The following is a 17,660-nucleotide window of genomic DNA, read 5'->3' as shown; positions in this document are numbered from 1 at the left end:
TGGCCCCAATCCAATTGAGTTACACAAATCGTCACCACCCAAATAATGTATACCCGCAGATAATAAATACATGGCATCGGGCTCCGTTTAACGATCTTTCGGGTCAAGCGCATCACGCATGCCGTCCCCAATATAATTGGCACAGTACAAAGTGACAGACAGCATAGTGGCAGGAAATAACAACAACCACGGAGTGGTTTCCATTACGCTGGCACCATCATGAATCAACACACCCCAGCTGGTCATCGGCTCTTGAATACCCAGGCCTAAAAATGACAAAACAGACTCCGTTAAAATCACACCCGGCACAGTCACCGTCGTATAAATCACGACAATCCCTAAAAGATTAGGCACAACATGACGAAAAATAATTTTCCATGTTGGCACACCAATAGCATGCGCAGCTTCAATATATTCTTTTGATTTAATAGCCAGTGTCTGCCCGCGTACAACACGTGCCATATCCATCCAACCAAATACCGTAATTGTCAGTACAACCAAATAAAATTCACGGCCTAATAAAGTCACCATCAAAATAGCAATGAGTAAATAAGGAATGGCATACATCATATCGACAATACGCATCATCACAGAATCTACTTTACCACCTAGAAAGCCAGCTGTTGCTCCCCATATCACGCCAATAGCCACCGAAGTCAAGGTTGCCAGCACACCAATCATCAGAGAAATACGGCCACCAATTAAGCTACGCACCAGCAAATCCCGTCCCAACTCATCCGTACCAAATAAATGCCAGTTGTCAAATGTGGGTGCTAAGCCCATTGCACCGAAATCTGTATCTTCATAAGAATTAGGCAATAAAAACGGGCCCAGAATACAGGCAATAGTAATCAACATTAAGATCATAGCGCTAACAACGGCTGCTTTATTCTTAAAAAAACGACGACGCGCATCTGCCCAGGGGCTGCGCCCTTCTACCGGTAAACTTTCCAGCGTAGCGGCGAGTTTTTTGTTTTTAAATAGCATAACAACTCCGCCAGTTAATAACGAATTTTAGGGTCAAGCAGCGCGTAGGCTAAGTCGACCAATAAATTAAGTAATACCGCAACCACCGTCACCAGAACAACCAAACCCAGGACCAGAGTGTAATCACGATTACTTGCACCATTTACAATCAGTTTACCAATACCTGGCAAAGAGAAAACCGACTCTGTAACAACGGCAGCAGTAATTGATGAAATAGCCAAAGGGCCTAATACCGAAACAACCGGTAATAAAGCAGGCTTTAAAGCATGGCGAAATACAATCGTTTTTAAAGGCAGGCCTTTCGCACGTGCGGTACGAATAAAATTGCTACTCATAACTTCAATTAAGCTGCCACGCATCACGCGGGCAATGGTTGAAACATTAATAAAAGTCAGCAAGGAAAGTGGCAAAACAATAAAGCGAAGGTCAAACTCATTCCAGCCCCCTGCAGGCAAGACAGGAATCCAAATTGCAAAAACCAGAATCAATACCGGCCCCAAAACAAAAGAAGGGATGGTACTGCCAATATTGCCAATTAACATTACAAAATAATCAATAAAGCTATTTTGCTTTAGCGCAGCAGTAATCCCGAGCCCGACTCCAATAATAATTGAAAGTAAAATAGCACCTCCGCCAATAGTCAGAGACACTGGCAGTGCTGCAGCTACAAGATCATTCACACTCCAATCTGCATAGCGAAAAGAAGCGCCTAAATCACCTTGTAATAAGCCTTTTAAATAATATAAGTATTGCTGCCACAAGGGTAAATCCAGATGGTATTTCGCCTGTAAATTGGCCAGTACCGCATCGGAGACTTTACGCTCTGAATCAAACGGACCACCTGGCGTTAAATGCAGCAATAGATAACAGACCGTAATTACAGCGAGCATCGTAGGAATCGTTGCCAAAATTCGGCGGAATGTATAAATCCACATTATTATCTCCTCCTTATTTATTATTTTTTTACAATATTTCATACCTGCACCATTGGCAGCCATACGTATACAAAACAAGGCCGCTTTGGACTAAAAGCCCAAAGCGGCGGTACTTTACATGCTTTAAATCTTACTGCTTTATAATATAAAATTCTTTACTTAGGTAACGATCAGCAGGGTTTTTAGTTGAATACCCCCCAACATAAGGTTTAACCAAACGCGGCAAAGTATATTGCAACAATGGAATCATTGGATAATCATCCATAATTAATTTTGCAGCTTGTGTCAATAAATCTTTACGCTTGGCAGCATCCTGCTGATCATTACCTTGCTTAATAAGCTCTTCTGCTTTTTTATTGCAGTTAGCATTATCATTTTGCGATGAACCACATTGAACTAAAGTTAAAAAGGTCGTGGCATCATTGTAATCAGCCAGCCAGCCATTACGGGCAATCTGGAAATCGCCATCATGGCGTTTTTTCAACAAAACTTTAAATTCAAGGCTATCTAATTCGGTATTTAAACCCAGTTTGGTTTTCCATTCGGAAGAGGCAAACAGAGCCATTTTCTTATGGTAATCGTCTGTGTTATAAGTGAATTTTATTTTAGCGCCTGGCTTAACGCCTGCTTCGGCCAATAACTTTTTAGCTTCCTCAACACGCTTGGCCATTGGCCACTTCACCCAATCATATGTCGTTACATCGGCGCCTTCCAACCCCTTAACCGTTACGCCATACACAGGAATCTGGCCATCAGCCGTAACTTTCTGAGCCAGAATATCGCGATCCAATACCATCGATAGCGCTTTGCGTACGCGCACATCTTTCATCATTGGATCTTTATTATTCAGGGAGTAATAACGCAGGCCCAGAATAGGGCCATTCTGGATTTCTTTCGGAAAATCTTTTTTCAACTTTTCATATTGACCAGCTGGCAATTGGTAAACAAAATCATTATTACCGGATTGGTATAGTTTTAATTCTGCATTACCTGCCTCAACGGGCAAATATGTTACCTTGGTTAATACTGTTTTTTTTGCATCCCAATACTGTGGATTTTTTTCAATTACAATTTTGCTGTTTACTTTCCAGTCTTTCAGTACGTATGCACCATTACCGACCATATTGCCCGGCTTAGTCCAATCTTTACCAAATTTATCAACTGTTGCCTTATGCACAGGCGCAAATTGCGAATTAGATAAAACACTGGGTAAATAAGAAATTGGATTTGGTGTTTTTACTTCAAGCGTATATTTATCAACTGCTTTAATTCCTAGGGTTAAAGGCGCTTTTTTGCCTTCAGCAACTTCCAAACCATTTAATACAAAAATACCATAGGCTGTGCCATATTGCGAGGCAAGCTTAGGATCAAGAAAACGTTGCCAGCCGTAGACAAAATCAGCGGCTGTAATCGGGTCACCATTAGAAAATTTGGCGTCTTTACGCAAAGTAAACACCCAGGTTGTCGGGTCTGTTTGCTTCCAGCTTAAAGCCACACCAGGATGTAAGCGGCCCTCGTTATCGCTCGTCGTTAAACCTTCAAACAAATCACGGGTAATATTATTAGCGCCAACAGACTCAGCAAGATGAGGATCAAGTGTTTCCACTTCAGCGCCATTATTACGAATCATCTCTTGCTTATCGCTCAGCTTGACACCTGCAGGCACAGCCGCTGCAAATACGCCGCCACCTAATGCAAATGAAAGCGCGAATGTCACTGATTTCATAGTCCAGTTCATTGTGTCTCCTTAAAGGGCGATACCCGTTGGTACATTTGCCTAAAAAAACCACTTCTTCAACAACAAAGAAGAAGTGGTTTAACTTACGATACACCGCTATCCAGTATTACATCAAAAAAATTACCGTCTAAAATAGCAGAATCATACCGGTACTGATCACTTTAGGTGTTGTAGCTAAGCCATCACTGATGCTGGTTGAAAATGCATTCTGATCTTTATTTTGAATCACAGCACCCTCAACATAAAGCAGCGAAGATTTGCTCAAATTGTAATCAGTTCCAATCTGAAAATGACCTGCTTTCGCTAAGTTTTGGCCGCCAGCAGAGCTCAGCTTACCTTCTCCCTGATACACATAACCTACGCGTGGCACCCACTTACCCACTTCGTACTGTGCCATTAAAATAGCACTGTCACGCTTGTAATCACCGCCTGTAGTCAGATCCTGTTTGGTATTTTGATAGGCAGCACCAATTTGTAGCCCTTCAATCGGAAACAGCTTTGCCCCCACTATGTAGGAAGTGACTTTAGAACCCTTTTGCTCTTTCAGCTCCTGAAAGCCGGAGCGGGCTACGTTCTTCAAACTCATTGTGCCCGCATAAACGGCAAATTTGCTGTGGGTATAGCTAACACTGGCGTCATAGCCTTTTTGATCTTCCACATCAGCAGCAGTGCCGCTAAATTTACCACTATCAATAACGTAATTTAAATTGGCAGCAAAGCCACCCAAATTAGCAGGTGTTGCATAGTAAACCGCACTTTCGTGGCGGGAGCGGTATGTTGCATCCTGTATAGTGTTTGCCAACGTGGTATTACTTTCAAATAAATCAAAGCCTTCTACCAATAAATTATAAGCACCTTTGCTTTTACCAAAGCGCAAAGTGCCTGCATCTTTATTTTCATAACCAATCCATGCTTCACGGCTACCGAAAGTACTTAAGCCAGACTCAAGCTTCCACAGTAAACTGGAGCCATTATCCAGCTGATCAACACCTTTAAACCCTACGCGACTACCAATATCTTGCATTGAGAATTTTCTTTCACCGGTCGCACTGTTGCCATAATCAATCGACTTCTGAGCAATACCATAAAGTGTTACTTCTGCTTGTGCATAAGAAACCACACACAAACCCATGATTGCAACTGCCAGATATTTTTTAACCATCATTTCATTCTCCTTGGTTTCCGCGAGGCTGCCCTTGCTTACTAAGCAAGATATTCTTTTTCGCTACAGACTGCATACCACGACAAAATCATTCGCATTAATTCATAAGCAAACAAACCAATTTTCGCGCGAAACTACCAATTGCAAAAATGAATTTAGCCCTAGAGCATAGCCTCACGCAAATAAATGCACTAATTTGGTGCAAGTTGATTATTGATTTTTATGAAAAACACGGTGAAAAACAAAAATAAAATCACCTTTTTCATTAAAATACCCAGGTAAATAAGAACTCCGATAAGCAAAGTCAGCACGCACCAAATAGGTGCAAAAAAAAACCACCTCCCCCTTTGCGAGAGCATGAATGCGAAAAATGAACAAGCAACTATTTTACAAAAATATGGAAAGAGCACCTTAAAACAGCCAAACTAAAACAAAAACAACAGGCTCTAACTATCCGAATACATTTATACATTACAAAAAACACAAAAAATACCGGTAAATACCTAGGAACACCTACAATAAAATTGTATTTTTTTAACAACAAAAAACACAACCTCATCCGTTAAAAATAAAATCAAGCAACAAAACGCCATATACATACCAATACATTATCTAATAACACTACAGACTACCAAAAACTTGGTACACAAGATGAAACTCCCCTAGGGTCTGTTGACGTTTCAAGCTAAAGTCATGCAATGACGGATGCAAACCCGCAGAATTCAGGTTCCTACACCATTTCCCCTGCAGGTTTGCGATGCCCCGATTAATGCTCAGTAACGAGCTTTGGTCGAAGCTAGAAAAGATTCTGCTTCAACACACCATTTACAACAAGCCTGATTTACGAATTACCGTCGAAGGAATGTTTTACCGCATGCGCGTTGGCTGCCCGTGGCGGGATTTACCCAGCGCCTTTGGTGAATGGAATTCAGTCTATAAACGCTTTAATGCTTGGTCTGTAGCTGGGAAATGGCTCAATATTTTCAAAGCCTTACTGATCGACCCCGATTTTGAATGGGTATTCATTGATGGTAGCTATGCCAAGGCGCATCAACACAGCGCCGGGGCGGCCAGCGATCAATCTGAAGCGATTGGCAAAAGCCGTGCAGGGAACACCAGCAAAATTCATTTGGCGGTAGATGCTTATGGTTTGCCGATTGCCTTCGAAATTACCGGAGGCGAGATTAATGATTGTACTGCCGCCCCAGAGCTGATTGCCCAACTGCCTTCAGCCGAAGTGATCATCGCAGATAAGGGGTACGATAGTGAGTACCTTCGAGGACTGATTTCTGCGCAGGGTGCGCGATCAGTGATTCCCAGAAAACGTAATTCAATCAAAGGGAATGTGGATCTAGATCGTGGGCTGTATTGCTATCGACATTTGGTCGAGAATGCTTTTGCGCGATTGAAGCATTACCGCGCAGTGGCATTCCGATATGACAAGTTGAAGCGAAATTATGAAAGTGTCATAGCCATGGCGTGCGCATTTTTATGGCTACCGATGTGAAACGTCAACAGACCCTAATCATCGATAAAAGTTACCCAGTTAAAATAAAGTGAAAACTAAAATCACTTAAACTCATAGCAAACCACTCCAGTAATCCCCAAAAAAACAAAAAGGGCCGGGTTCTATACAGAACCCAGCCCCTGTCATTTACTTCTGCTCCTAGCCTAGCCAGAAACGATCCCTTAATCAGCCATTATAAGGATGGCGCAATACGATAGTTTCTTCACGATCCGGGCCTGTAGAAATAATATCCACCGGCGCTTCACAGATTTCTTCGATACGCTTCAAATAAGCACGCGCATTAGCGGGTAAATCTTCCAGCCTTTTAACGCCAAAAGTAGACTCGTGCCAGCCCGGCATTTGCTCGTAAATAGGTTCACAGCGTGCAATTTGCTCTGCACCAATGGGCAGGATATCGGTGACTTCGCCATCGAGCTTGTAACCGGTACAAATACTGATTGTTTCAATACCATCCATAACATCCAGCTTAGTCACACACAAACCGGATACACCATTAATTTGGATAGATCGCTTCAACGCAGCAGCATCAAACCAGCCGCAGCGACGTGCACGACCAGTTACCGAGCCAAACTCATGACCGCGAGATGCTAAACCCACCCCCACATCGTCAAATAATTCGGTTGGAAATGGGCCTGAACCCACCCGCGTGGTATAAGCCTTCACAATACCTAATACGTATTGCAACATTTGCGGAGCAACGCCTGCGCCAGCTGAGGCAGCACCGGCCACGCAATTACTGGAAGTCACGTAAGGATAGGTACCGTGATCGATATCCAGCAATGTGCCTTGCGCACCTTCAAATAAGAGAGGCTGGCCCGCTTTATTCATATCATAAAGTGTGCGGGAAACATCGCCCAGCATAGGTTTGATACGCTCAGCATAAATCAGCGCATCGTCGTAAACCTTCTGGAAATCAACTTCTTCAGCCTTGAAGTAGTTCTTCAGAGTAAAATTGTACCAATCAAGATTTTCTTTCAACTTGGCGGCAAAGCGCTCTGGGTGATACAGATCTTGCAAACGAATCGAACGGCGGGCAATTTTATCTTCGTACGCAGGGCCAATACCACGGCCGGTTGTACCAATTTTCATTTCGCCTTTTGCTGCTTCACGCGCCTGATCAATGGCAATGTGGTACGGCAAAATCAATGGACACGCTTCCGAAATACGCAGACGACTAGCCACATCAACACCCGCAGCTTCCAGCTCGTCAATTTCTTTGAGCAAGGCTTCAGGAGAAATAACCACGCCATTACCGATAAAGCAAGCCTTACCCGCATGTAAAATACCTGAAGGGATTAAACGCAAAACGGTTTTTTTGCCGCCCACCCACAGTGTATGACCGGCATTATGACCGCCCTGAAAACGAATCACGCCCTGTGCATGATCGGTCAGCCAGTCAACGATCTTGCCCTTACCCTCGTCACCCCACTGGGTACCAATCACGACCACATTTCTGCTCATGCCAAACCTCACTATTAAAACCAACGTAACCAAAACACGCAGTATCCAAATACTGCGTAATGTACTAAACGGCATGCCCCATTTGCGAGGCAATACACAAAAAAATAATGACTAATGAGCAGTGGTCAGTGGCAATACCTGCCAGCGAGCGTCAACCCATTTGAGCTCACGATCAATGCTTACTTCGGACGCAAATACACCCAAATCAATCATCACAATTTCACCAGCACTGCGTAATGCCCGGATTGCAGCCAATAGCGCCACGTCGTCCCCCGCCGGGGCCAGTACGCCCGACCGTAAAGACGGAAAAGGCAAAGAAGAAAACTCACGTAAATCCATACTAAAACCGGTTGCCGGGCGGGATCGACCAAATTTTTCACCCACGCTGTCATAACGCCCCCCCCTTGCTACTGCATTGGTAAACCCATGAGCATAAGCTGCAAAAACCAGGCCGGTATGATAATAACTGCTGCGCAGCTCGGCCAAATCAAAATGCACCACAAGGCCACGTAATTCCAAGGCTGCGGTCAGCTGATCCAGGCTATCCAGTGCAGCGGTTACGCCTGGCAATTTGGGTAACTCGGCTCGAGCACGGATCAGCACTTCGCTACCACCATAAAATGAAGGCAACAACAATAATGCAGCTCGCAACTCAGCAGCAATCTCTGCCGTAGTTTCACGAATAGTCGGCAAATCTTTCTGCTGCAGCGCAGAAAAAACCTCTGCACGGCGATGCCCCATAAGGCCCGCCTCATTTGCTAACGCATGAAATAAACCAATATGGCCAATATCTAAACGAGGCGATTTTAAACCCGCCAGAGCGAGACTCTCGAACATCAGCTCAATCGCCTCCACATCCGCCGCCACACCGGCACAACCATAAATTTCTGCGCCAATCTGACGAGGCTCACGCGTTGATAACACACCTTCTGGCCGGGCATTCACGACTGATCCTGCATAGCAAAGCCTTGCTACACCCTGGCGATTTAAGATATGTGCATCAATTCGGGCAACCTGAGGCGTGATATCTGCCCGCAACCCCATCTGACGGCCGGTTAATTCATCCACCAGCTTGAAAGTCTTTAAATCAAGCGCACTGTCATCTTGCGTGAATAAAGATTCCACATACTCAATCAAAGGTGGCGAGACCTGCTCGTAACCATAACAGGTGAACAGATCAAGTACTTTACGTCGTAAAGCTTCGATTTGGCGGGCTTCAGAGGGTAAAACATCGGAAATATACTCGGGTAGGATCCAGTTGCGCATAATCATTTGCTTTAAAAAACAAAGCCCTTCAAACAAAGGCCCGCCTGTGCAAACAGCACAGTGCGGGCACACACTTCCTAAATAGATAGCCTAGCGAGCCAATAATGCCAGCACTAAACCTGCGAGCAAACACCCCAAACCAATTAAACGAATTTTAAAATCGTCTAATTCTGCCATTTTTTGCATTGCACTACGCCACACCGAAGGAAGTGCAAAAGGCATAATTCCTTCAAAAACAAGCATCAATGCAAAGGCCAGAAGCAAAGAATCAATCACTTCGCTTTCGGGTTTTTCATATATTTAAAGAATTCCGAACTTGGATCCACAACCATCACATCGCTCTTTTTCGCAAAACTCTGCTTATACGCATCCATACTCTTATAAAAAGCATAAAACTCCGGATTGCGGCCATAAGCTTCTGCATAAAGAGCAGCGGCTTTTGCATCGCCCTCACCCTTGATCTGCTGAGCTTTATTGTAAGCATTTGCCAGGGTTACTTCACGCTGACGATCTGCATCGGCTTTAATTTTTTCAGCCTCAGCAGAGCCTTCTGCACGCATCTGGTTTGCAACAGCTTTACGCTCAGATTGCATGCGCTCGTAAACCGAATTAAGCGTGCTGTCTTCAAGCTCAACACGTTTGATACGCACATCAATGACCTGCACACCAATCCGGGCAGCATCAGAATCAGCCACCTTACGCACTGTTTCCATGACTTCATCACGCTTACCTGAAATCACATCCTGCACAGTACGCTTACCGAACTCATCGCGCAGCATATTGTTTACCGTATTGCGTAAACGCTCAACAGCCTTGCGCTGATCAACACCAACTGCTTTGTAGTATCTCTCTACATCAATAATCTTCCATTTGATAAAACTATCTACTTTTACGTTCATTTTTTCGATTGTCTGGATACGCGCAGGCGTTTCTTCATCAATGGTTAAAATGCGTTTATCAAAGTAGCGGACTTCTTGCAACAGTGGCACTTTAAAGTTAATACCCGGGTTTTTAATAACACGTACTGCTTCAGAAAACTGAAACACCACAGCATACTGACGCTGATCTACCGTAAAAAATGAGGCAGAGAAAACAAACAAAGCCAGCAATACCAAGGCTAAAGTAGAAAGAATTCGATTCATATTGCTCTCCCCTTAGCGGCCGTCGCGCACATTGGCACGAACATTATGATTAGCAGCCACATCAGCAGCGGGTTCTGCCACTTTTGCAGCCTCTGCTGCCAGAGCAGGTGCTGCGGCAGGTGAAGTCATTTGCATCAATTTATCCAAAGGCAGGTAAAGCAAGTTTCCATTTGATTTTTGATCAATCAGCAGCTTGGTTGTGTTTTGGAAAACCTGCTGCATGGTATCGAAGTACATCCGATCCCGTGTGACCTGAGGCGCTTTGGCATACTCGGCAGCAACCTGCTTAAAGCGGGACGCATCCCCTTCAGCCTGTGACACAACACGTGAGCGATAACCTTCGGACTCCTCGGAAAGACGCGCAGCCATACCCCCCGCTTTAGGAATCACATCGTTCGCGTAAGCCGTACCTTCATTGATCAGACGCGCTTTATCCTGACGCGCTTTTACTGCATCAGAAAATGCGGCCTGCACCTGATCAGGCGGCTGCACGTCCGAGATATTCACGCGAGAAACCGCTACACCCACGCCATAACGATCAAGCAGGTTTTGCACGATTTCCTTGGTATCTTCACCGATCTTACCGCGCCCTTCATTGAGCACGTAATCAACTTTGTTTTTACCCACGACTTCACGAATCGCAGTTTGTGCAATCTGTTTAACCAAATCTTTCGCATCACGATCTGTTGTGCGGTTAAAAAACACAAAATCATGCGCGGATTTAAGGTTGTACTGCACTTCCAAGCGTACTTCGAGGATATTCTGATCTCCTGTCAGCATCATGGATTCATCCCCAGCGCGGCCCTCACCACCGGGGCTGCCAACCTCCAGGCTGCGAATTTCAGTCATATTCACAATTTCACGCGATTCAACCGGCCACGGCAAATGCCAGTGCAAGCCCGGCTTTTCAACCGTTTCCACATAACGACCAAAGCGCATAATGACGGCATTTTCCCGCTCGTCAACGACATAAAAACCGGATGCAGCCCACAGCACAGCAACTGCAACTGCCACAACCACAGCAGCACCGGCGCCACCCCGGGTATTTCCCCCTGGGGCTCCATCTCCGCCTAGAAGGCGGGATATTTTACTTGTGATATTACGAATGATTTCATCCAGATCAGGCGGACCATTACGGCGACCACCCCATTGCGGGTCATTTTGACTCATTAGTTAACTCAGCTGTTTTTAGTGGATGGCTTAAAGCCTCAAGCAGCGCGGCGCGAAGCGCATTGAGCCCTGTCCCTTGGGTAGCACTCAAACGCACAGCGCAAATTCTACCATACTCGTCGTGATCAACACTCGGAGGTATGTCGCGCAGATCAATCTTATTATTGACTATCAATTGCACAATACGTTCCGCACCAATCTCACTTAATACTTTATTCACCTCAATAATCTGCATATCACGCAATGGATGATTGATGTCCACCACATGCAAAAGTAAATCGGCCTGAATCGTTTCTTCTAAAGTGGCATGAAATGCAGCCACTAAAGTGTGAGGTAATTGGCGAATAAAACCAACCGTATCGGACAATACAATCGAATGTTCCGGATCAAGAAATAACTTTCTCGATGTTGTATCTAATGTCGCAAACAATTGATCTGCAACATAAATCTTCGATTTAGTTAATGCATTAAATAAAGATGATTTACCGGCATTGGTATAGCCCACAATTGCAACACTAAACTGCCGGTTGCGCTCGCGCGAGCGACGTTGAGTAGCACGCTGCTTTTGCACGGTAGCCAGCTGATCCTTCAAGCGCTTAACCCGCCCCCCCAACAGACGGCGGTCTGTTTCAAGCTGCGATTCGCCCGGCCCGCGCATCCCGATCCCACCTTTTTGTCTTTCAAGGTGAGTCCAGCCGCGAATCAGGCGAGTAGAAATATGCGACAGTTGCGCCAATTCCACCTGCAATTTACCTTCAGCCGTACGTGCACGCTGAGCAAAAATATCCAAAATCAACGTTGTGCGATCAACAACCCGGCACTGTAACACTTTCTCTAAATTGCGTTCTTGCGAAGGTGAAAGCTGATGGTTAAAAATAACCAGCTCGGCTTCGTAAATTTGCACCGCCTCAGCAATTTCCTGCACCTTGCCCGTACCAGCAAAATAAGCACGATCCGGCCTGCTGCGTTTTCCCTCAACAGTAGCAAGAATCTGAGCGCCTGCACTTTCTACCAGCTGAACAAATTCTTCAACACCATCCTGATAATCCAGCTCACCAAAATCCAGGCAAACCAAGATGGCCCTGTCTCCACCCTTATGGCGTTCAAACATGCATGACCTTTTATTATTAACAAATACCGTGTTAAGCCATTTCAGCTCAACACAAAAAACCCCGAAAGACCCTGTCCATCGGGGTTTTTAAACCGCACCGCTTTTATTGAAACCATTTCAATGAAGTCAATATGCCCTTACTTAAGCATCAACCACAACATCTGTCACAGGTGGCAACTGACCTGCATGTTCATGCGGGATAGATACCGGACGCGAAGGCACAACAGTGGAGATTGCATGCTTATAAACCATCTGCGTCACATTATTGCGCAGCAAGACGACGTACTGGTCAAAAGACTCAATTTGCCCCTGCAATTTAATCCCGTTTACAAGATAAATGTAAACAGGTACGTGCTCTTTACGCAGCACATTCAAAAACGGATCTTGCAACATTTGCCCCTTAGTACTCATTATTTTTTTCTCCAAATTCTTGTTATATCTTAATAGAGACTGATGGGTCTTACGCTTTGTCAGCCCATTGAAAAGCAAAATCACCCGCGTCAGTTATGATAAAAAATGCTAGAAAACTGTCTTTTCCAAAGCAAAACACAGCTATCCCAACATTTTTCCATTAACTCTTAGCAAATTACTTCACATTTAGACGGACTGTTATAGTACAAAATACATTCTCTGCCAAGCGTGAAAATTGCGAAATACTTTCAAAGGTTATCAGCGTTTGCCATATTTTTTGGGTTTAGCACCCTTCAAATGAACCATTGGCATCGCCTTTCCACCCGTCACCTGCTTCTTATGCTCAAAAGGATTAACGTTCTTTTTAAACTGAACACGTAAAGGTGTACCTTGCAAATTAAACATCTTCATAAAGTGATGCTCAAGATAACGCCAATAAGAATCGGGCACTTTTTCCAAGGCATTACCGTGAACAATCACTACAGGCGGATTGGTGCCACCCTGATGGCAATAGCGCATTTTCGGACGAATTTTACCAGCAATCGGTGGCTGTTGACGCTCGAGCGCAATTTCCAGACCACGAATCAGTTTAGGTGTAGGAATTTTGATCATAGCGGCTGCATAGGCCTGATCAATAGAAGCAAATAACTCCCCCACGCCCTGCCCTTGCAAAGCAGAAATATAATGGAATTTTGCAAATTCCAAAAAACCTAATTTACGGCTAATTTCACGCTTGATCATATCCTTCTGGAACTGGTCAGCAGACTCCCACTTATTAATCGCCACAACCAACGCACGACCCGTTTCCAACACAAAGCTGGCAATACGTGCATCCTGATCTGAGACCTCCTGCGTGGCATCCAGCACCAAAACTGCCACATTAGCGTCTTCAACTGCCTGCATGGTCTTAATGACCGAAAACTTCTCGATCACATCGGTAACCTTACCACGCTTACGCACACCTGCCGTATCAATGATTGTGTAGTTACGGTCATTGCGATCAAACTCAATATATATCGAATCCCGTGTCGTGCCTGGCTGATCAAAAGCAATGACTCGCTCTTCTCCCAAAATCGCGTTCACCAAAGTGGATTTACCCACATTGGGGCGACCAATTACGGCAAATTTAGGATGATCCGCGTCTTCTTCTTCTTCCGGCTCCGGGAAGTCTTCCAGAATTTCATTAAACAACAAGCGCACGCCTTCACCGTGCGACGCTGAAATCGCCACAGGATGGCCAAGGCCCAGCTCAAAAAAGTCCGCACAGACAACTGCGGCATTCATCCCCTCAACTTTGTTAACGGCGACCCAAACCGGGCAAGTTGATTGACGTAAACGGTTAGCAATGATTTTATCTTGCGGTGTAATCCCGTTACGGCCATCCACAATAAAAACAATACAATCCGCCTCATCAACAGCCTGCAAGGTTTGCCTTGCCATTTCAAACATAATGCCTTCATCGACCACAGGCTCAAAACCGCCCGTGTCCACCACAAGATAGGGCTTTTCGCCAACCAAGCCGTGCCCGTAGTGACGGTCACGCGTCAGGCCGGGAATATCGTGAACAAGTGCGTCGCGCGATTTAGTCAGTCGGTTAAAAAGCGTGGATTTTCCGACATTGGGACGACCAACCAGCGCAATTGTAGGTTTCATTTATTTGCTTAAGCCTATTGAAAAAACATTGCCAGATAGCGTTTGCACCAGCAAATGCTCTCCGACCACTAAAGGACTCACCGCAATACGCGCACCATCTGTAGCCAGTTGCGCGACAAAGCTGCCGTCTTCTGTATTTAAAAAGTGGGTGTAGCCTGCAAAATCAGCTACAACCAGATACTTACCCAGCACGGCAGGAGCAGTCACCGAACGTGCAGCCAGCTTATCCTGACGCCATACACTGCGGCCACTTTCACGCTCAAAAGCGTTTACATTACCTGCAGCATCGACTACATAAACATAGCGATAATCCATTGCCAGTCCCGACCAGCTTGACAGCTCCCGCGTCCACGCGGCACTGCCACTGGCAGCATCAAAGCAGGCAACACGCCCCTGATAAGCCACCGCACAGACCAAACGGCCATCAACCACCGGAGGCGCCACCACATCGGTCACCCGCTCAAGCTCGGTTGCCCCGCGAGGGATCGCAACAGGACTATCCCACAGCACGCGGCCATCCTGTAGTGATAACGCCACTAAGCGCCCGCCTGATAAACCAGCATAAACCACATTACCGGAAATAGTGACCGCAGCGTAATTACGTAAAATCAGTGCAGGCAGCTGCTTCTGATATTGCCAGAGCTGCTTTCCGTCTGCTGCCGAATAGGCACTCACACGGCCATCGCCGGTTTTCACCACAACGATTCCCTTACCCACAGCAGGAGGAGCCATCACTTCACTGGAGGCTTGAGCCCGCCACAGGAACTTGCCGGCACGATCATACGCTAAGACCACCCCTTTTACGGAACCGACGGCAATAACCCCCTCCCCCAGACCAACCCCGCCTGCAATAGGCTGTTCAGTTCTGATTTGCCAGCGGTTTTTACCGCTGGCCACGTCCAGCGCCTGCAACTTATCCGGAGTGCCCGCAACAACAACCAAATCCCCGTCCACAGCAGGCACAAAACGAAACAAAGTTTCATCCCCCACCGGGGCACGCCACTGGCTGGCAACAGGTAAACTTTGTGAGATCACAGGCAAAGGAGCAGGCTCTGGCGCATTACTAACCGTGCTGCATGCCGACAAGCCCAATAAAGAAACAGCAATAGCTAGACGATAAAAATCTTGCATCAAGAATTCCCCAGGGCTTCCAGTTTCACTTCTACAAACTTCACGTTAGGTGCATCTTTTGGCAATTTAACCACTGCTTGTTTATAGGATTCACGTGCAGCCGCCTTATCACCTTTAATTAACAGGACATCGCCTTTTGCTTCAAAAAACAGGCCTGCAAAACTCGTTTCTTCATTGGATTTCAGTGTGGACAGAGCGTCATCAAATTTTTTCTGATCCAGCTGCACAGCCGCCAGACGTAAACGCGCGACATCACGCAGCCCCGCTTCTTTTGCATTGGCAACAACCCATTGCAATTGAGCCATAGCAGCAGGCACATCACTGGCCTCTACGCTGGCTTTAGCCAAAAGCAAAGCAGCACGCGGCGCATAGGCAGAGCCAGCATAATTTTTTTTCAATTGCTCAACGGCAGGCTTCATCTTTACGACATCTTTTGCCTCAGCCCGTTTATCCAGCTCAGCGTACAGTACCCCCGCCTTGGCTGACTGCGATGTCAGATAAGCACTCCAGCCTTTCCAGCCTAAATAAGCAACCAAAACAGCAATCAGGCCCATGGCAATAAACTTGCCCCAACTCTCCCACCATGCCTTGAATTCTGCAATTTGCTCTTGTTCTTGTAGATCGAAAGCCATGTTTTTACTTCCCTTCGTGTGTATTGGAGATAGTCATTGCAAGTTCGGCAAGGGCAACCGTGCGCTGTTCACCCGCACCTTCACCATTAAGCGTTTTAATGTTGGCAGTCAGCGTTTCTGCCTCTGTTTCGCCAATCACCACAGCAAACCGTGCCTGGCTGGCATCGGCTTTTTTAAACTGGGATTTAAAACTCCCCCCACCGCAATGCAAGATAACATTCAGCCCTGTCGTACGCAGCTGCTGTGCAGTAACAAAAGCCAGACGAGCCGCAGCATCACCCTGATGAACAATATAAACATCGGGCACAGCGAGGGATACGGCAACAGATTGCTCTTCAATCAAGAGCAAAATGCGCTCAATACCCATACCAAAACCGACAGCAGGGCAAGGCTTTCCTCCCAGCATCTCAACCAGTGTGTCATAACGACCTCCACCGGCAATCGTGCCCTGCGAGCCCAGATCACTGGTCACCCACTCAAATACCGTTCGATTGTAATAATCCAGACCACGCACCAGGCGCGAATTAACGCGGTAGCTAATTCCAGCTACATCAAGTAAAGCTTTCAAACCTTCAAAATGCAGGCGGGATTCTTCACCCAAAAAGTCACTTAATTTAGGTGCATTTTCAGCCATTTCCTGCAAAGCAGGGTTTTTTGTATCCAGAACACGTAACGGATTAGTGTAAAGACGGCGTTTACCATCCTCATCCAAAACATCAACAAATTGCTCCAGATATCGGATCAAGGCTTCACGGTGCGCCGCACGCTCTTCTTTATCACCTAAAGAATTAATTTCCAGACTGACATTCTTTAGCCCCAGCCGCTGCCAAAGATCTGCCAGCATCAGGATAATTTCAGCATCCACGTCAGGACTTGCCATACCAAAAGCTTCAACACCAATCTGGTGAAACTGACGATAACGCCCCTTTTGCGGGCGTTCATGACGATACATCGGCCCCATATACCAAAGGCGCTGGGTTTGATTGTAAAGCAAGCCATGCTCGATACAGGCACGTACGCAGCCTGCCGTACCCTCAGGGCGCAGAGTCAGTTTTTCACCATTGAGCTTGTCTTCAAAGGAATACATTTCCTTTTCTACAATGTCGGTATGCTCACCTACACCACGCACAAACAAATGGGTTGACTCAACAATCGGCATACGAATGTTTTTATAACCATAAGCTGCCAGCCACTCGCGCGTAACTTGTTCAAAATAAAGCCAGACAGGCGACTCATCCGGCAGAACATCGTTCATGCCGCGAATACCTTGGATTTGATTAGACATTAAATATTTTTCTTTTAGTTTGTTTTAAACAATCCCCGCCCGCACACT

The 17,660-nt window shown here is 45.9% G+C and carries 16 protein-coding genes; 1 reads left to right on the top strand and 15 read right to left on the bottom strand.

Annotated features, from left to right (window positions below):
* Positions 1-87: 87 nt before the first annotated feature.
* The 4 genes from EJO50_RS05830 to EJO50_RS05815 form a co-directional block, all read right to left on the bottom strand.
* Positions 88-987, bottom strand: a complete 900-nt coding sequence (locus EJO50_RS05830; protein ID WP_125972335.1) for an ABC transporter permease subunit — start codon at positions 985-987, stop codon at positions 88-90.
* A 14-nt stretch (positions 988-1,001) separates the two neighbouring features.
* Positions 1,002-1,922 carry an oligopeptide ABC transporter permease OppB gene (gene oppB / locus EJO50_RS05825; protein ID WP_125972333.1) on the bottom strand — a complete coding sequence of 307 codons (921 nt, stop codon included), beginning with the start codon at positions 1,920-1,922 and terminating at the stop codon, positions 1,002-1,004.
* Between the two features lie 130 nt (positions 1,923-2,052).
* The gene (locus EJO50_RS05820; protein WP_125972331.1) at positions 2,053-3,660 is read right to left on the bottom strand and encodes a peptide ABC transporter substrate-binding protein; all 1,608 of its coding nucleotides are present in this window, start codon (positions 3,658-3,660) and stop codon (positions 2,053-2,055) included.
* A gap of 127 nt (positions 3,661-3,787) precedes the next feature.
* Complete coding sequence (locus EJO50_RS05815; RefSeq protein ID WP_125972329.1) at positions 3,788-4,825, bottom strand: porin; 1,038 nt, start codon at positions 4,823-4,825, stop codon at positions 3,788-3,790.
* 754 nt (positions 4,826-5,579) lie between these two features.
* Between EJO50_RS05815 and EJO50_RS05810 the strand changes: the two genes are divergently transcribed.
* Positions 5,580-6,329, top strand: a complete 750-nt coding sequence (locus EJO50_RS05810) for an IS5 family transposase (protein ID WP_125971449.1) — start codon at positions 5,580-5,582, stop codon at positions 6,327-6,329.
* Positions 6,330-6,515: 186 nt separating this feature from the next.
* Here the strand turns inward: EJO50_RS05810 and EJO50_RS05805 are convergent, their stop codons facing one another.
* The 11 genes from EJO50_RS05805 to hisS form a co-directional block, all read right to left on the bottom strand.
* On the bottom strand, positions 6,516-7,811 hold the full coding sequence (locus tag EJO50_RS05805; RefSeq protein WP_125972327.1) for an adenylosuccinate synthase: 1,296 nt from the start codon (positions 7,809-7,811) through the stop codon (positions 6,516-6,518).
* A 111-nt stretch (positions 7,812-7,922) separates the two neighbouring features.
* The gene (locus EJO50_RS05800) at positions 7,923-9,077 is read right to left on the bottom strand and encodes an ATP phosphoribosyltransferase regulatory subunit (RefSeq protein WP_125972325.1); all 1,155 of its coding nucleotides are present in this window, start codon (positions 9,075-9,077) and stop codon (positions 7,923-7,925) included.
* A 90-nt stretch (positions 9,078-9,167) separates the two neighbouring features.
* The gene (locus EJO50_RS05795) at positions 9,168-9,353 is read right to left on the bottom strand and encodes a DUF2065 domain-containing protein (protein WP_125972323.1); all 186 of its coding nucleotides are present in this window, start codon (positions 9,351-9,353) and stop codon (positions 9,168-9,170) included.
* Positions 9,350-10,219, bottom strand: a complete 870-nt coding sequence (gene hflC / locus EJO50_RS05790; RefSeq protein ID WP_125972321.1) for a protease modulator HflC — start codon at positions 10,217-10,219, stop codon at positions 9,350-9,352. Before hflC ends, EJO50_RS05795 begins: the two co-directional genes overlap by 4 nt.
* A 12-nt stretch (positions 10,220-10,231) precedes the next feature.
* A complete protein-coding gene (hflK, locus tag EJO50_RS05785; RefSeq protein ID WP_125972319.1) occupies positions 10,232-11,389 on the bottom strand; it encodes an FtsH protease activity modulator HflK in 1,158 nt (385 codons plus the stop codon).
* Positions 11,376-12,500 carry a GTPase HflX gene (gene hflX, locus EJO50_RS05780; protein WP_125972318.1) on the bottom strand — a complete coding sequence of 375 codons (1,125 nt, stop codon included), beginning with the start codon at positions 12,498-12,500 and terminating at the stop codon, positions 11,376-11,378. The genes hflK and hflX overlap by 14 nt, the downstream gene beginning before the upstream one ends.
* A 141-nt stretch (positions 12,501-12,641) precedes the next feature.
* Positions 12,642-12,911: an RNA chaperone Hfq gene (hfq, locus tag EJO50_RS05775; protein WP_125972316.1), complete on the bottom strand. Its 270-nt coding sequence runs from the start codon at positions 12,909-12,911 to the stop codon at positions 12,642-12,644.
* A gap of 258 nt (positions 12,912-13,169) precedes the next feature.
* Entirely contained in the window at positions 13,170-14,564 is a 1,395-nt protein-coding gene (gene der, locus EJO50_RS05770; protein ID WP_125972314.1) for a ribosome biogenesis GTPase Der, read from the bottom strand.
* Positions 14,565-15,695 (bottom strand): outer membrane protein assembly factor BamB, encoded by a 1,131-nt coding sequence (bamB, locus tag EJO50_RS05765; RefSeq protein ID WP_125972312.1) that lies wholly within the window; start codon positions 15,693-15,695, stop codon positions 14,565-14,567.
* A complete protein-coding gene (locus EJO50_RS05760) occupies positions 15,695-16,327 on the bottom strand; it encodes a YfgM family protein (protein WP_125972310.1) in 633 nt (210 codons plus the stop codon). The genes bamB and EJO50_RS05760 overlap by 1 nt, the downstream gene beginning before the upstream one ends.
* A gap of 4 nt (positions 16,328-16,331) precedes the next feature.
* Positions 16,332-17,612, bottom strand: a complete 1,281-nt coding sequence (gene hisS / locus EJO50_RS05755) for a histidine--tRNA ligase (protein WP_125972308.1) — start codon at positions 17,610-17,612, stop codon at positions 16,332-16,334.
* Positions 17,613-17,660 lie beyond the last annotated feature (48 nt).

This window comes from Iodobacter ciconiae (genome assembly GCF_003952345.1).
In the GTDB taxonomy this organism is placed as follows: Bacteria; Pseudomonadota; Gammaproteobacteria; order Burkholderiales; family Chitinibacteraceae; genus Iodobacter; species Iodobacter ciconiae.
The sequence above is the reverse complement of the archived record's forward strand: the minus strand, read 5'-3'. Positions and strand labels throughout refer to the sequence as shown.

Excerpts from the sequence above, each read along its gene's own strand:
- EJO50_RS05830 (WP_125972335.1), bottom strand. The coding sequence starts at position 987 with ATGCTATTTAAAAACAAAAAACTCGCCGCTACGCTGGAAAGTTTACCG.
- oppB (WP_125972333.1), bottom strand. The coding sequence starts at position 1,922 with ATGTGGATTTATACATTCCGCCGAATTTTGGCAACGATTCCTACGATG.
- EJO50_RS05820 (WP_125972331.1), bottom strand. The coding sequence starts at position 3,660 with ATGAACTGGACTATGAAATCAGTGACATTCGCGCTTTCATTTGCATTA.
- EJO50_RS05815 (WP_125972329.1), bottom strand. The coding sequence starts at position 4,825 with ATGATGGTTAAAAAATATCTGGCAGTTGCAATCATGGGTTTGTGTGTG.
- EJO50_RS05810 (WP_125971449.1), top strand. The coding sequence starts at position 5,580 with ATGCCCCGATTAATGCTCAGTAACGAGCTTTGGTCGAAGCTAGAAAAG.
- EJO50_RS05805 (WP_125972327.1), bottom strand. The coding sequence starts at position 7,811 with ATGAGCAGAAATGTGGTCGTGATTGGTACCCAGTGGGGTGACGAGGGT.
- EJO50_RS05800 (WP_125972325.1), bottom strand. The coding sequence starts at position 9,077 with ATGCGCAACTGGATCCTACCCGAGTATATTTCCGATGTTTTACCCTCT.
- hflC (WP_125972321.1), bottom strand. The coding sequence starts at position 10,219 with ATGAATCGAATTCTTTCTACTTTAGCCTTGGTATTGCTGGCTTTGTTT.
- hflK (WP_125972319.1), bottom strand. The coding sequence starts at position 11,389 with ATGAGTCAAAATGACCCGCAATGGGGTGGTCGCCGTAATGGTCCGCCT.
- hflX (WP_125972318.1), bottom strand. The coding sequence starts at position 12,500 with ATGTTTGAACGCCATAAGGGTGGAGACAGGGCCATCTTGGTTTGCCTG.
- hfq (WP_125972316.1), bottom strand. The coding sequence starts at position 12,911 with ATGAGTACTAAGGGGCAAATGTTGCAAGATCCGTTTTTGAATGTGCTG.
- der (WP_125972314.1), bottom strand. The coding sequence starts at position 14,564 with ATGAAACCTACAATTGCGCTGGTTGGTCGTCCCAATGTCGGAAAATCC.
- bamB (WP_125972312.1), bottom strand. The coding sequence starts at position 15,695 with ATGCAAGATTTTTATCGTCTAGCTATTGCTGTTTCTTTATTGGGCTTG.
- EJO50_RS05760 (WP_125972310.1), bottom strand. The coding sequence starts at position 16,327 with ATGGCTTTCGATCTACAAGAACAAGAGCAAATTGCAGAATTCAAGGCA.
- hisS (WP_125972308.1), bottom strand. The coding sequence starts at position 17,612 with ATGTCTAATCAAATCCAAGGTATTCGCGGCATGAACGATGTTCTGCCG.